Annotated in this window: 15 protein-coding genes; 1 reads left to right on the top strand and 14 read right to left on the bottom strand. The window is 72.8% G+C overall.

The window, feature by feature from the left end; all coding sequences use genetic code 11:
* Positions 1–6 precede the first annotated feature (6 nt).
* The 13 genes from OG870_RS23000 to OG870_RS23060 are packed head-to-tail and all read right to left on the bottom strand — an operon-like array spanning position 7 to position 12,146.
* Entirely contained in the window at positions 7–843 is an 837-nt protein-coding gene (locus tag OG870_RS23000) for an alpha/beta fold hydrolase (protein ID WP_327691366.1), read from the bottom strand.
* A complete protein-coding gene (locus OG870_RS23005; protein ID WP_327691368.1) occupies positions 840–1,886 on the bottom strand; it encodes a beta-ketoacyl synthase N-terminal-like domain-containing protein in 1,047 nt (348 codons plus the stop codon). The genes OG870_RS23000 and OG870_RS23005 overlap by 4 nt, the downstream gene beginning before the upstream one ends.
* Positions 1,883–3,283, bottom strand: coding sequence for a beta-ketoacyl synthase N-terminal-like domain-containing protein (locus OG870_RS23010; RefSeq protein ID WP_327691369.1), 1,401 nt, complete (start codon positions 3,281–3,283; stop codon positions 1,883–1,885). The genes OG870_RS23005 and OG870_RS23010 overlap by 4 nt, the downstream gene beginning before the upstream one ends.
* The gene (locus OG870_RS23015; RefSeq protein ID WP_266517575.1) at positions 3,283–3,765 is read right to left on the bottom strand and encodes a 3-hydroxyacyl-ACP dehydratase FabZ family protein; all 483 of its coding nucleotides are present in this window, start codon (positions 3,763–3,765) and stop codon (positions 3,283–3,285) included. Before OG870_RS23015 ends, OG870_RS23010 begins: the two co-directional genes overlap by 1 nt.
* Entirely contained in the window at positions 3,758–4,204 is a 447-nt protein-coding gene (locus tag OG870_RS23020; protein WP_327691370.1) for a 3-hydroxyacyl-ACP dehydratase FabZ family protein, read from the bottom strand. The genes OG870_RS23015 and OG870_RS23020 overlap by 8 nt, the downstream gene beginning before the upstream one ends.
* Positions 4,201–4,941 (bottom strand): 3-oxoacyl-[acyl-carrier-protein] reductase, encoded by a 741-nt coding sequence (gene fabG, locus OG870_RS23025; protein WP_266517581.1) that lies wholly within the window; start codon positions 4,939–4,941, stop codon positions 4,201–4,203. Before fabG ends, OG870_RS23020 begins: the two co-directional genes overlap by 4 nt.
* A gap of 31 nt (positions 4,942–4,972) precedes the next feature.
* Complete coding sequence (locus OG870_RS23030; protein WP_266517583.1) at positions 4,973–5,707, bottom strand: DsbA family protein; 735 nt, start codon at positions 5,705–5,707, stop codon at positions 4,973–4,975.
* Entirely contained in the window at positions 5,704–7,467 is a 1,764-nt protein-coding gene (locus OG870_RS23035) for an alpha/beta fold hydrolase (RefSeq protein WP_327691371.1), read from the bottom strand. Before OG870_RS23035 ends, OG870_RS23030 begins: the two co-directional genes overlap by 4 nt.
* Positions 7,464–8,363, bottom strand: a complete 900-nt coding sequence (locus tag OG870_RS23040; RefSeq protein WP_266583164.1) for a beta-ketoacyl synthase N-terminal-like domain-containing protein — start codon at positions 8,361–8,363, stop codon at positions 7,464–7,466. The genes OG870_RS23035 and OG870_RS23040 overlap by 4 nt, the downstream gene beginning before the upstream one ends.
* Positions 8,360–9,523, bottom strand: a complete 1,164-nt coding sequence (locus tag OG870_RS23045; RefSeq protein WP_327691372.1) for a beta-ketoacyl-[acyl-carrier-protein] synthase family protein — start codon at positions 9,521–9,523, stop codon at positions 8,360–8,362. Before OG870_RS23045 ends, OG870_RS23040 begins: the two co-directional genes overlap by 4 nt.
* Positions 9,507–10,679 (bottom strand): beta-ketoacyl synthase N-terminal-like domain-containing protein, encoded by a 1,173-nt coding sequence (locus OG870_RS23050; RefSeq protein WP_266839426.1) that lies wholly within the window; start codon positions 10,677–10,679, stop codon positions 9,507–9,509. The genes OG870_RS23045 and OG870_RS23050 overlap by 17 nt, the downstream gene beginning before the upstream one ends.
* Positions 10,676–11,881: a beta-ketoacyl-[acyl-carrier-protein] synthase family protein gene (locus tag OG870_RS23055; RefSeq protein ID WP_266517598.1), complete on the bottom strand. Its 1,206-nt coding sequence runs from the start codon at positions 11,879–11,881 to the stop codon at positions 10,676–10,678. The genes OG870_RS23050 and OG870_RS23055 overlap by 4 nt, the downstream gene beginning before the upstream one ends.
* Before the next feature lie 4 nt (positions 11,882–11,885).
* Positions 11,886–12,146, bottom strand: a complete 261-nt coding sequence (locus OG870_RS23060) for an acyl carrier protein (RefSeq protein WP_266517601.1) — start codon at positions 12,144–12,146, stop codon at positions 11,886–11,888.
* A gap of 246 nt (positions 12,147–12,392) precedes the next feature.
* Between OG870_RS23060 and OG870_RS23065 the strand changes: the two genes are divergently transcribed.
* Positions 12,393–13,154, top strand: a complete 762-nt coding sequence (locus OG870_RS23065; protein WP_266583160.1) for a 4'-phosphopantetheinyl transferase family protein — start codon at positions 12,393–12,395, stop codon at positions 13,152–13,154.
* Here OG870_RS23065 and OG870_RS23070 read toward each other — a convergent pair.
* Positions 13,117–13,563, bottom strand: coding sequence for an ATP-binding protein (locus tag OG870_RS23070; RefSeq protein ID WP_266839424.1), 447 nt, complete (start codon positions 13,561–13,563; stop codon positions 13,117–13,119). The genes OG870_RS23065 and OG870_RS23070 overlap by 38 nt on opposite strands.
* Between the last annotated feature and the right edge of the window lie 91 nt (positions 13,564–13,654).

Consider the following 13,654-nt stretch of genomic DNA (forward strand, 5'->3'; position numbering starts at 1 on the left):
GACGGGTCAACTCCTTTGCAGCGGTTGCGTGGTGGGGGCGTGGCCGGGTGCGGTGGTCGCGGCACGGTCCAGGAACCCGAGGACCAGCCGGGCCACTTCGTCGGGCTGGTCGGCGTGGCTGAAGTGCGACAGCCGCGGATCCAGGTGCAGTTCGGCCACGGGCAGGTCGGCCTTGAGCGCCTCGGCCCGCTCACCGGCGAGTCCGAGGTCGTGGGGAGAGCCGATGATCAGGGTGGGGATGTGGATGTCCTGCAGGGCCAGCCCGGTGGCCGCGCTGTACTGGTCGAACAGGGCGATGAAGGCCTGCGGCCCCATCCCGTCGAGCATCTTGCGCGCCATGGCGGTGAAGACGTCGGGGTCCATGGTCTGCGCCCGCGCCCCGAGGCGGGTGCGCAGCCCCATCGTCATCACGGTGGCGAAGTCGTCGCGGAACGCGTCGAAGGTCTGCCAGTCGGGCCGCATCGACGGCGGCCAGTAGAACGGCGACAGCAGCACCAGCGCGTCCAGCTTCGGCCGGGCCCCCGCCGCGAGCCACTGCAGCACCGCGTTGGCACCCAGCGAATGCGCCACGACGACGGAGACCGGGTCGGGCACGAGGTCGAGGCCCGCCTCCACCCACTGCGCGGCGGCGCCCCGGCTGCGCCAGCGGTAGCTGCCGCCGGTCCGCCAGGGCAGATCGAGCGGGTAGCCCCTGAGCCGTCCGGCGAGGCGTGCGGCCAGCGGGGACCAGCAGTCCCAGGCGTCCTCCAGTCCGTGCACGAAGGCGGCGGCGGGCTGGGCGGCGAAGCGGTGGACGGCGACTTCCTCGCCGTAGAGGGTGGATTCGCTGACGGGTCCGCTCATGGCGTGCCCCCGTCCCGTGCGACGCGCAGGGCGACGAGGTGCCCCTGGGGCCCGAGGGCTACGAACGCGACATCGCCGCCGGCCGGTTGACCCGCCGGGCGGGCCAGGTGCTGGGCCAGGGCGAGGATGCCGGTGGCGCCGGTCTGCGCGCCGCCCCGGGTCAGCGCCACGCCGTCGGGGACCTGGCGCCGGGCGGCCCAGCGCGCGACGGTCTCGGCGGCGTGCGTGCCGTGGTCGCCGAGGGGGACGTGGAGTCGTACGGCTGTGGGGGGCGGGTCGCCGAGGCGGTCCAGGACGGATTCCAGGACGCGCGCGGCCACCGCGGGCTCGGGCGGCAGCATGCGGTGCGCGCCGCCGGTGAGGAACCCGTGGACGAGGGCGCCGCGGTCCAGGGCCGTCGCGGCAGGTTCCAGGTGCAGCAGACAGGCGCTGCCCTCGTCGGCCTCGGGACCGCACAACTCGCCCGCGCCGTCCGGCGGGAGCCCCTCGATCGCGCCGGTGAGGACCGCGTCGGCGCGGCCGGCGCGCAGGGCACGGGCGCCGAGCAGCACCGAGGCGTAGCCGGCGGTGAGGAGGTCGACGAGGGTGACGTTGAACGCCTTGAGGCCGTAGGTGAGGGAGACCTGGCTGACCGGGACGTTGACGGCGAAGTTGGGGCACTCGACCGGGCTGATGCCGGAGATGCCCTCGGCGAGGAGCGCGCGGTCGATGCGGTCCACGATCTCGTCCACCGCGAAGTTGGTGCCGACGACGACCCCGGTGCGCTCGGGGGCGGGCGCACCGAGGTCGTCCTGGCCCGGCAGGGCCAGCCGGGCGGCGGCGAGCGCCATCCGGGTCGCCCGCGGGAGCAGACGCCAGCCGCGGCGGCCGAGGAACTCCGCCGGATGGAAGTTGTCCAACTCCCGGATGCCGAGCGCCCCTTGGGCTTGGCCGGCCGCCCCCGTGACGGTCGGTGCCGCGGCCAGTTCCTTGGCCCCGATGCCCAGTCGGCTGACCGGGCCGATACCCGTGACCGCGACCTGTGCCGCGTGATCGGACCTCATACGCCCCCCTCCCCCCGAATGCCCGCCGCTCCCACCGCGACGGAGATGTTGTTGCCGCCGAAGGCATAGGCATTGACCAGGACCGTTTCCGCCGCCGACACCTCGGGCGCCCCGCGAACCACCCTCAGCGCGCACGCCGGGTCCAGGCGACGCAGGGTGCCCACGGGCGGCACGAGACCGTGCCGGACGACCAGGGCCGCGGTCAGGCAGGCGAAGGCACCGGCCGCTCCCCCGCTGTGTCCGAGGGACGCCTTGACGGCGGTCACCGGGACGTCGGGGGTGCGGTCGCCGAGCACCTGCGCGGTGACGCGGCTCTCCACGGCGTCGTTGGCGGGCGTGCCGGTGCCGTGGGCGAGGACGGCGCCGATGGAGTCGGGGGCGATACCGCCCCGGTCGAGCGCGTCGTGGACGGCCCGCAGGGACTGGGTGCCCTCCGGGTCCGGCGCGGTGACATGGAAGGCGTCGCAGCTCCAGCCCGAGCTGAGCACGCGCGCGTACGGCGCCCTTCCGCGCGCCGCCGCGTGCTCGGCGGACTCCAGGACCAGGAACGCGGCGCCCTCGCCGTAGACGGTGCCCGCACGGTCGGCGTCGAACGGACGGCAGTGCTCCGGGTCGCCCGCGCCCAGGCGCAGGAACGCCCCGACGGCCGGCCGTGAGACCGCCTCGGCGCCGCCGACCAGGACCACGTCCGTCTCGCCCGCGGCGATCGCCTCCGCGCCGACGGCCACCGCGTAGGCGCCGGCCGCGCAGGCCGTGGAGATCGTCAACCCGGGCCCGTACAGGCCGAGTCGATGCGACAGCAGGCCGAGGGTGTTGTACGGGTACCAGTCGAGCCCGGTCCCCTCCCGGCGCCCGTCCCGCCGGGCCTCCAGCAGATCGCTGTCCCCGTTGCCGGTGGCCACGCACAGCCCGACGTCCGCGAGTTCGCCGGGTCCGCGTGCGCCGAGTCCGGCGTCGGCGAGCGCGTCCCGGGCGGCGGCGAGGGCGAAGGTGCTTGCTCTGCCGAGTCGTTGGGAGGCGGGGGCGTGGGAGGGGGCCGCCGGCACCGGAGCGCATGCCGCCGGAGGCGCCCCGCCACCGCTCGCCGTGCCGGGGCCCGCCAGGTCGCCGGAGGCTCCGTCGACGGCATGCGCCGCGGACGGGGCCCGGCCCCCGAAGGGCGTGCCCCCGGCCGGACCGCCCAAGGCCCGGCCGCGAACAGGCGGCGCCGCGATCCCGTCCGTGTCGGGCACGTCCTCCACCAGGTACGCGACCGCTCCCGGCATCGCGGCCCCCGGGAAGGTGAGCGGGCGTGCCGGGACCTCGCCGCGGAGCAGCCCCGTCCAGAAGGACCCAAGGTCGTGCCCCAGCGGTGAGACCACCCCCAGGCCCGTGATGACCACGTCGGGCGGCGGCATCAGGCGGCGCCCCAGGTCAGTTCCTCGGACGGGCGCAGGACCGCGATGGCGTAGCCGATCTCGGCGACCTGGTCGTCGCCGACGTAGGACTCGCCGCTCATGATGACGCTGCTGCCGGAGTACTGGTCGATGCGGACGACGTGGCGCAGGGTGTCCCCAGGGAACACCTCGCGGTGGAAGCGCATGTTCCGGGCGGCGGCGAGGATCGGCGCCGCCCCGGTCCGCTCGCCCTCCTTGTCCCTGACCCGCCGCATCCAGAGGATCGCGGCGCCCTGGCCCCAGGACTCCATGAGGAGCGAGGGCGGATAGGCGAAGGCCCGGTGCGGGGCGCCCGGCGCCAGGCCCTTGTAGCAGGGCTCGCTGCCGGTCACGGACTTGACGGTGACGATGCGGTCGTACGGCTGCCACTCCACCACCCGGTCGACCAGGAGCATCGGGTGCGCGTGCGGGATCAGACCGCGGATGTCGGCGTACTCAAGCATGTGACCCGCCTTCGGAGGGCGTGACCTCGAAGGTCATCCGGACCTGTGCCGCCGTGTTTCCGGCGGTGGTGCAGCGGGCCGTCGCCGCGAGCCGGCCCGGCGCCGTCGGCTCACACGCGCAGTGCACGTCGAGCGTGTCGCCGGGCGCGAGGGCGCCGGTGAAGCGGACGGAGTCGATCGAGACGGGCCGCGCCCAGGCGTCCGCGCCCCGGGTCCGCCACAGCAGATGCAGCACCGCCTGGTAGACCGACTCGACGATGAACGCGCCCGGATAGACGGTGAACTCCGGGTAGTGGCCCTCCAGATAGGGGTCGTCGGCCGACACGAGCCGGCTCACGGACACCTCGGCCGGCGAGTGCACGGTCACCGTGTGGGCCGGGTCCACCGAGGTGGCCCGCGGGCGGGGCCCGGTCACCACGACCGGGCCCGCCGCGTTCACAGCGCGACTCCGCCGTCGATCTGGATGACCTCGCCGGTGATGTACGCGGCCCGGTCGGACACCAGGAAGGAGACCAGGTCGGCGACCTCGTCCGCGCCGCCGTACCGCTTCAGCGGGATCGACTTCAGGGCCTCGGCGCGGACCTTCTCAGGCAGCCGGTCGGTCATGTCGGTCTCGATGAAGCCGGGCGCGACGACGTTGACGCGGATGCCGTAGGACGCGACCTCCTTGGCGAGGGACGCGCTCATGCCCTGGATGCCGGCCTTGGAGGCGGCGTAGTTGCTCTGCGTGGCGTGGCCGTAGACACCGGCGATGGACGACATGTTGACGATGACGCCCTGCTTGCGCTTCATGAAGCCGAAGCCCACGGAGCGGCAGAAGTTGAAGGTGCCGGTGAGGTTCGTGTCGATGACGGTGTGCCAGTCCTCGACCGGCATCAACACCATCGGGTTGTCCCGGACGACGCCCGCGGAGTTGACGAGCGCGGCGACGGGTCCGAGCCGCCTGCCCGTCTCGCTCACGAACTCCTGCACGGCGTCGAAGTCGGCCACGTCGCACGGGGCGTGGTGGACCTGCGCCCCGGCCTCGCGCACCAGCTTCTCCGTCTGCGCGGCCGCGTCCGCTCCGCTGCGGTAGCAGAAGGCGATGTCGTAGCCGTCCGCCGCGAGACGTACGGCCACGGCACGTCCGATGCCGCGGGATCCGCCGGTGACGAGGGCCACCTGACGTTCGGTCATGTGCCTGCTCCTTAGTGGTCGTTGGCGGCGGTCAGCCGCAGCCGCCCGCGGTGTCGTGGTCCATCGAGCCGCGTCGCTCGCGCAGTTCGGCGGGGATGCCGGCCAGGGGATCGGCCGCAGCGGGAGCAGCCGTTCCCGCAGGAGCCAGCGCCTCTTCGAGGGCGGCCAGGAAGCCGTCGAGCCGGTCCAGGCCCCAGAAGCGGTGCCGGCCGAACTTGAAGTACGGGACGCCGAAGACGTCGTCCTCGTAGATCCGCATGAGAGCCTCGACGCCCTGTTCGCGGATGTGCTCCTCGTCCGGCGCGGCGACCAGGAGGGCCCCGTCGAGACCGGCCTCGTCGCAGACCCGGCGCAGGATCGCGGGGTCGCAGATGTTCTCGCCGCGCTCCCAGCGGGCCGCCATCACGGCGTCGTAGTAGGCGCGATGGACGCCGAGCTCCCGGGCCTTGAACCAGGCCAGGTGGGGCAGGTCCCACCACTCGTCGCCCTTGTCGATGGGCCACTTCATCGCGTAGCCGTACGTGGCGGCGAGCCGCTTGGTGTCGTTCAGGATGTACAGGTGCTTGGCCTTGCTCATGGCCACGTAGTGGAACTCCCCGCCCGCGGCCTGCAGCGCGGCGGCGCTCTTCGCGTCCGGCTCCGAGAAGGGGATGAACTCGGCGATCTCCTGCGCGTTCGGGAAGCGCTCCTCCAGGCGCCGCAGCGCCATCCAGCTGAAGGGGCTGCGCAGGGAGAAGTACACGCGGGGCGGCCTGCGCGGGCTCATGCGGCACCCCCGAGGAGGCCTCCGAGGAGGGCGGCCTGCGTCTGTTCGTCGAGGACGGCGACGGTGCCGGCCTGCTCGCCGCGGCTGATCGCGTAACCGTGCATGATCGTGGCGGTGGCGGCGCGCTCCAGGCGGTCCCCGCGGCGGACGTAGCAGTCCATCCGGGCCGTGTACATGGTGTCGCGGAGGATCTCGTCGACCCGGAAGACGGTGTGGACGGTCTCCTCCATGAAGATGTCGGACAGCACCTGCACCCGGGTCCGGGAGACCACCGGGATCCAGCCGCGCTCCTCCAGCAGCCGCCCGATCGCGAGCCCGCGGTCGTGCAGGAAGCGGTCGACGACCTCTTCGAGGGTGCGGATGTACGCGGAGTGCTGCAGCCGGTCGGAGAAGTGGCAGTAGAAGTAGGGGGCCCGCCAGTCCCACAGGTAGGCGCCGGAGCCCTCGGGCGCCAGGACGTCGGCGACCTCCTGGCCCTCGGCGATCGGCAGGCTGCCGGCGGCCGCGTTGTTCAGTGCGGCCACCTCGGGGACGACGTACGGCTCCAGGAAGCCGGGCACCGGTTCCGTGCCCGAGCCGTCCTTGACGGTGACGAGGGCCGCCCGCACCTTGCCCTTGAGCACGCTGACGGTCTGCCCCGCGCGCTCCACGGTCAGGGTCACCGTGAACGGCGCGCCCTGGCCGGGCTTCGCCTTGGCCGAGACGACGGTGGCGTACACCTGCTCGCCGACCTCCAGGGCCACCGGCAGCTGCACGGACGAGTCGACGATCTCCAGGCCGAGACCGTAGGTGTGGTACAGCGTCCTGGCGTCCACGCCGCGGTCGGCGAAGTACTGCAGGACCGACTCCTCCACGAGGTACATGAAGTGCTTGAAGCCGATCCAGGTACGGATGTTGGCGCCTTCGTAACGCGGCTGCCCCACATAACTGGTGGGCTCGCCGTCGAGCAGTTCGGGCATGGGCGGTTCTCCTTGAGGGGTGGTGGGGGCCAGGAACGCGGTGACGGCCCGGCTCGTCCGCTCGGCCTGCGCCACGTGGCAGAAGTGGCCGAGGGCCGGGAGCAGGCGCACCGTCGCGGCGGGCATGTCCCGGTCGAGGGCGGCGGCCCGCATCGGGGTCAGCGACTCGTCCCGGGTGCCGGCGACGACGAGGGTCGGCACGGTGATCCGGGTCAGGTCGAGCAGCCCGGAGCGCGCGAACTCCTCGTAGAACACCGGGAATCCGCCCGGCACGGCGCGGTCCAGGAGCTTGCGCACCATCCGGCGCCGTACGTCGGGGTCGAGCGTGTCGTGGCGGCGCCCCAGATTCAGCCGCAGCCCCTCGACGATCACCTTGCGCAGGGCGGCGAGGGAGCGGGTGCGCAGCTCGTCGGTGAGCGGGAAGTCGGCGGGCCGGTAGAAGGGGGCGGCCAGGACGACCGCCTCGATCCGCGGGTCCACCGGGCCGGTGGCCAGGTGTTCCAGGATGGCGTTGGCGCCGAAGGAGTGGCCGAGCAGGGCGACGGGCCGTTCGGGCACGAGGTCGAGCGCCCGGGCCAGCCACTCGCCCGGCGATGCCTTCGGCCGCCACTCGTACGAGTTCCCGCCGTGCCAGGGCAGTTGGAGCGCGTACGGGGTGTGGCCGGGCAGCCGCTCGGTGAGGGGCTGCCAGCAGCGCCAGGAGTCCTCGATGCCGTGCGCGGCGACCAGCGGCGGCCCGCTGCCGGGGCCGCGCCACACCTCCAGCCCGTCGTCGTCGGCGGCCACCTTGGTCCAGGTCATGCCGGGACCCCCGTCGGTTCTCCCACGACGGTCAGGTCCACGGCGGCCCAGCCGTCCTCGGCCCCGCCGCAGCCGATGGTGCGGGCCTCACCGCGGGCTGCGGCGACGGCGGTGCGGATGACGCCGGCGGCCCCGTAGAAGTCGCCGGGTTCCGGATGGGGTCGGTCCACCGGCCCAGTCGTGCGTCGTACGGCGCCGAGCCGCAAACCGGTGCTGTGAGGCCACGCGCCGGGCTCACCGACGAGCAGGCAGCCGGCCCCCGCGGCGAGCGGTGCGGGCGCGTCCGTGCGCAGGGCGGCCAGCCGGGCGGCGACCGGGTCGGCCGGTTCCACGCCGACGACGACCGCGCGCGGGGCTCGGCCCGCGAGGATCAGCCGCCTGGCCAACGACAGCGCGTCGAGGCCGGCCGTGGCGCCGCTGCACACCGCGAGGTTGGGTCCGGTGAAGCCGTAGCGGATGGCGAGGGTGCTGGCGATGACGTTGCTGGAGGCGTTGGGCGCGTCCAGCGGACTGACCACGGACCCGCCCCGCTCCCGCACGTCGGAGAGCACCGAGCAGACGGTCTCGACGTTGCCGAGATTCGAGGCGACGACCACGGCGGTCCCGGCGGCGTACGGCAGGGACTCCGCGAGCGGCCCCGGCGGCAGCCCGAGAGCACGGTGGACCGCACAGAGGGCAAGCCGCGTGGACGGCTCCTTACCGAGCAGCCCCTTGCGGCCGAGGACCTCCTTGGCGTCTTCGGGGAGACAGGCGGGGCTGTCGGGCGAACCGGGCAGATCCGCGGCGGACAGCCCCGGGACATGCACGGACCACCCGGCCACATCGAGCAGCCCTGACGAACCCCCCAAGGGGCGCGGGGAACTGCGCGACCGGCCACGACGAACCTGCGGACTCATGACGGCCCTCCCAGCGGAGCGCCAACGCACGCCTCCACGATCGTCACCGCATTGACCCCGCCGAACCCGAACGCGTTCACCTGCGCAAGCCGCGCACGGGTCGGCACCGCCTCCCCGTACACGAGGCCCAACTTCGCCGCCTCGGCGATCGGCATGCGCAACCCGACAACGGGCGGCACCAGGCCGGCATCCATGGCGGCCACCGCGATGAGCAGGCTCATCAGGGCCGCACCGCCGGAGGTGTGTCCGACGGCGCCCTTGATACCGGTGACCACAGGCCCGTCCGCACCGAAGGTCTCCAGCAGCGCGGCGGCTTCGGTCGGGTCGTTCAGGGCGGTGGACGTGCCGTGGGCGACGACGAGTCCGATCTCGTCCGGGGTGACTCCGGCACGGTCGTGCGCGTCCCGGATGGTCGCGACGATCCCGGTGGGGTCCGGCGCGGTCTCGTGGTGGGCGTCGCAGCCGACGCCGACACCGCGCAGGAGCGCCAACGGGCGCTGCCCGTCCCGGAGTTCATCCGCCCGTTCGAGTACGACGGCGACCGCGCCCTCACCGAGCAGCACACCGTCGCGGTCCGCGTCGAACGGGCGGACCATGTCGGCCGTGGCCGTGCCGACCCGGCCGATCATGGCGAGCATGCTCTCGGTCATGGTGTCGCAGCCGGCCGCCACGACGGCGTCGGCCTCCCCGAGTTCGAGCAGGTCGGCGGCGAGAGCGAGCGCGTAGCCGGAGGCGGCACAGGCATTGGCTAGGGTGTGCACCTCGGTGACCTCAGGGGCCACGGAGCGCACGGCCTCGGCGAAGTGCAGCTGGGCGAGGCGCAGTTCGGCCCCGTCGGCGTACCACTGCTCGACCGCGCGGAGTTCCCGCAGACCCGTGCCCACGACGACTGCGACACGGCGCCTCGCCGGATCGACACCGGCGTCGGCGAGCGCGTCGGCGACGGTGCGGGCGAGCCAACGGGCCGCCAGTCGGGGGGAGTCGGCGAGGTGCGGGGCGTCGGGCTCCGCGTCCGTGATCACGTACCCGTTCCGCACGTTCAGCTTCTCCGGGTCGCCGCAGCGCAGCGGACCCACGCCGCTGCGTCCTTCGAGCAGCGCCCGGAAGGTCGCGTCGAGGTCGCCCAGGCACGTGGTCATCGCGCTACCCGTGATCGCCATCGGCACGGCTCCACCCCCTGACCACGGCGGCACCGGCGGCGCCGTCCGCGCCCAGGGTGGTGATGACGGAGAGTTCGCCGTCGCGGGCGGGCTGTGTGCGGTGGCGGGCCAGCAGTGCGGCGAGCTGGAAGGCGCCGGACGCGCTGAACGCCTCGCCCGTCAGGTCCTTGACCCGCAGCCGTTCGGGGCCGGCCCCGAGGACGGCGGTGACTGCGGCCTCCTCCGCCTCGTCGAAGCGGGGCATCCCGTTCGCCGCGGTGGCCACGGCGGTCACCTCGTCGGGCCGTACGCCCGCCCGTTTCAGGGCGCGGGCCAGACAGGACGTCAGGCCCGCGACGAACGTTCCGTCAGCCCCGGGAGGGTCGTACACGCCCGTCTCCACCGCGAGGATCTCCGCGTCGGGGCGGCGTCCGGCCGCGCGTACGGCGGCCGCGCTCTCCACGACGAACACCGCCGCGCCCTCGCCGGGGGCGAGGCGTCCGCCGTCGGTGCGCTGGGCGTAGTGCACCGCCCAGGCCGACTGCGGGCTGAACTCCTCGACACAGCCCGCCAGCAGCGCGTCCGCGTAACCGCAGCCGATCAGATTGCGGCTGTAGCGCAGCACGTTGAGCATGGCCAGGTGCCCGCCCGCGATGGTCGCGTTCACGCCCTTGAGGCCGTAGCGGATCGCCGCCTGGCCGGCCGCGCAGTTCATCACCGCGTTCGGGAAGAGCAGCGGGTTGACCAGGTACGGGCGCTCCTGGACGAAGGTGTCGCGGCTGTAGTCGCTGGTGGACTTGGCGCTGCCGGCGGTGGTGCCGAGGGTGATGCCCATACGGTCCCTGCTCGCGTCGCCGACCTCCAGGTCCGTGTCGGCGAACGCCTCCTCGCAGGCGACCATGGCCAGCGAGGTGCTGCGGTCGAAGAAGGACGTGCCCTTGCGGCCGAGATGGTCGCGGACCCTGAAGTCGACCAGTGCGTGGGCGTCCCGGCGCGGCAGCGGGTCCTCGAACATCCCGGAGACGTCCGCCGTGGGCGAGTGCCCGGCGGCGAGCGCGCTCGCGAGCGCCTCGATGCCGATCCCGGCGCCGGAGAGCACTCCGAATCCGGTGATCGCGAGCGCGAGCGGGGTGGTGGACGAGGCGGGGGCGGACAGCTGTGCGGCTGTCGCCGTCATGAGTACCTCCCGAGCATGACGATGGCGTTGTTGCCGCCGAAGGCGAATCCGTTGACCTGGGCGATGCGCACGTCCGCGCGCCGCGCCTCGTTGGCGACGGGGTCGATCAGGGGCATCTCCGGGTCAGGAGTGCTGTAGTTGATCGTGGGCGGCAGGAACGATCCGGTGATGCCGAGCACCGACGCGATCGCGCCGAGCCCGCTCGCGGCGCCCATGGTGTGGCCGAGCATCGACTTGGTGGAGCTGATCGGCGGCGGCCGCTCACCGAAGACGTCGACCACCGCTCCGGCCTCCACCTGGTCGTTGGCCGGTGTGCCGGTGCCGTGGGCGCAGATGTAGTCCACGTCCGCCGCCTCGACGCCCGCGTTGCGGTGGGCGAGGCGCATACAGGCGGCGATGGACTCCCGCAGGGGCGCGACCATGTGGTTGGCGTCGCAGTTGACGCCGTAGCCGAGCACCTCGGCGTGGATGCGGGCGCCGCGGGCCAGCGCAGAGTCCAGGCTCTCCAGGAACAGCGCGGCACCGCCCTCGCCGGTGATGATCCCGGACCGGTTCTTGTCGAAGGGCGAGCAGGCCTTCTCGGTGAGGGCGCCCAGCCGGTAGAAACCGGCGTGCGACCAGCGGCCGACCGAGTCCGCGCCGCCGGCGATCATGTAGTCGGCCTCGCCGGTGCGGATCAGGTCGTAGGCGTAGCCGAGCGCGTAGTTGCTGGCCGAGCAGGCGGTGGAGAGCGTGACGGCGTCGCCGGTCAGGCGCAGCTCGCGGTTCACGGCCTGCGAGAGGCGGGCGCTGGAGACCTGGCGGACCAGGCCGGCGTCCAGCCGGTGGACGCCCCTCTCCAGCGCGTCGCCCGTCAGGCGCTCCAGCACCTGCGACTCGCCGCCGGTCGTACCCATGCTCGATCCGGCGCGGGAGGCGGCCAGTTCCTCCTCGTCGATCCCGGCGTCGGCCACCGCGAGCCGGGCCGCGGAGGCCGCGAAAAGACTGGTGCGGCCCCATTCGTCGACGGACAGCCGCCGCACCAATTCCGTCGGCTGGAATTCGTGCACTTCACCGGCCATGAAGTAGGGAAAGCCAGTCGAGTCGAAACAGGCGATCGGAGAAACTCCGTTCACTCCCGCCCGCAGCGCCTCGCCATAGGCGGGCGCGCCAATACCGATGCTCGACACGGGACCGAGCCCCGTGATGACTACCCGTCGCATACGGTCAGTCCTGCCAGCCGGCGTGCTGGCCGAGTATCCGGTGCACCTCGGTCAGGTTGACCATCTTGGGCAGCTCGGACTGCGGGATCTCGACCTTGTACTTCTTCTCCAGGCGGGCCAGGATCTCGATCGCCCGCAGCGAGTCCGCCTCGTGGTCCTCGACGAACAGGCTGGTCTCGCTGATCTCCTCCGGCTCCAGTTCGAGCACCTCGGCGACGATCTCGCGGATTTCGTCGAGCTGCTGCTGCTTGCTTTCGTCAGACATGTGAAGCCCTTCTCATGGATATTCGCCGTTCGATTCGGTGAGTCCGACGTTAGTCAGCGGTTCGACGGCGGAGCCAGGATCCATGGGCGTTCACAATTAAGGCGCCGGCGGAAAGGGAATTGCCATTAACTCGGGTGCGGGAAACAGGCAAGTTTCTCTGCAGGAAGCTGCCAGGGCGAGGGCCGGATGACCGGTTGCTGTCAGCACCGGCGGGGAGCAACCGGCCCGGCCCTACGGTCCGTTCACATGTCCTCGACATACCCGACGTACGCCCCGCATCCGGCGAGGGTCTGGTGGTGGCGCTTGCCGCTCACCTACACACCGACCGACCTCGCGCTGCTGAGCACGTCCGAGCGCGCCCGTGTCGACCGCGCCCGCAGTACGCGCGCGAAGGCGTCGATCGTCGTCACGCGCGCGCGTGCCCGTCGCGTCCTGGGCGAACTGCTGGACGTACCGCCCCGGCAGATCCGGCTGGGCCGCGCCGCCTGCCCCTGCTGCGGCACCCCGGAGCAGGGGCCGCCCGTCGTGCTGCACCCCGGGACACGGCTGCGGATCAGCCTGTCGCACACCACCGGCTGCGCGGCGCTCGCGGTGTGCGAGGGCCCGGTCGGAGTCGACGTCGAGGAGCGACGCCCTCTCCCGACGGACACCCTGGCCCCCTCGACACTCACGCCCGCCGAGGCGAAGCACCTGGCAGCCGCATCAGCCGGCCCCGAACGCGACGCCGCCTTCCTGCGCTGCTGGACCCGCAAGGAGGCCGTCCTCAAGGCCGTCGGCACGGGCATCACCTCGGACCTGACCGCCCTGGAATCCCACCCGGGCCTCCCCGGCCCCGTCCGCATGGAGGCCGGCGAACACCCGTGGTCGGTGACGGACCTTCCCCTCCCGCCCCCTTGGACGGCATCCCTGGCGACACCCCACGGCATCCCGTCCCCACCGGAGGTCACCTGCTACGGCAGCCCGACGCCCCTCACACCGCCACCAACGGTGCGTCCTCGCGCCACTTGAGGATCTTGTCGAAGCTCACGATCGTGCCCCCGCGCCCCGGCTTGTTGCCGATGTGGACGTGGTCGGCGAGTTCGCGGATCAGGTAGAGGCCACGGCCGTGTTCGGCGTCGGTGCGGGCGCGGCGGGGGGTCGGGGAGGTGGCGAAGCCGGGGCCGGAGTCGGCGACTTCGATACGGCACTTCTCACCGTCGAGGTAGGCCGTGACCCGGTACGCCTCGGAGGATCCGCCGTGCATGGTGTCCCCGCCGTGCTCGACGGCGTTCGCGCAGGCCTCGCTGAGGGCGACGGAGAGGTCGTAGGAGATGTCGGGGTCGACACCCGCCGTCTCCATCGTGCCGAGGAGCAGCCGCCGGGCGAGCGGAACGCTCGCAGCATCACGGCGCAAGTGGAGTGACCACCAGATGCTCATACTCCAGCCTCCAGGCCGCGACTCGACATACCGTTTCTTATTGCCGCCTGCACCCCGGTGTAAGCACGGAGTTGACGTGATGCCGCCCATA

Origin of the sequence: Streptomyces sp. NBC_00461, assembly GCF_036013935.1 — a bacterium.
GTDB lineage: Bacteria > Actinomycetota > Actinomycetes > Streptomycetales > Streptomycetaceae > Streptomyces.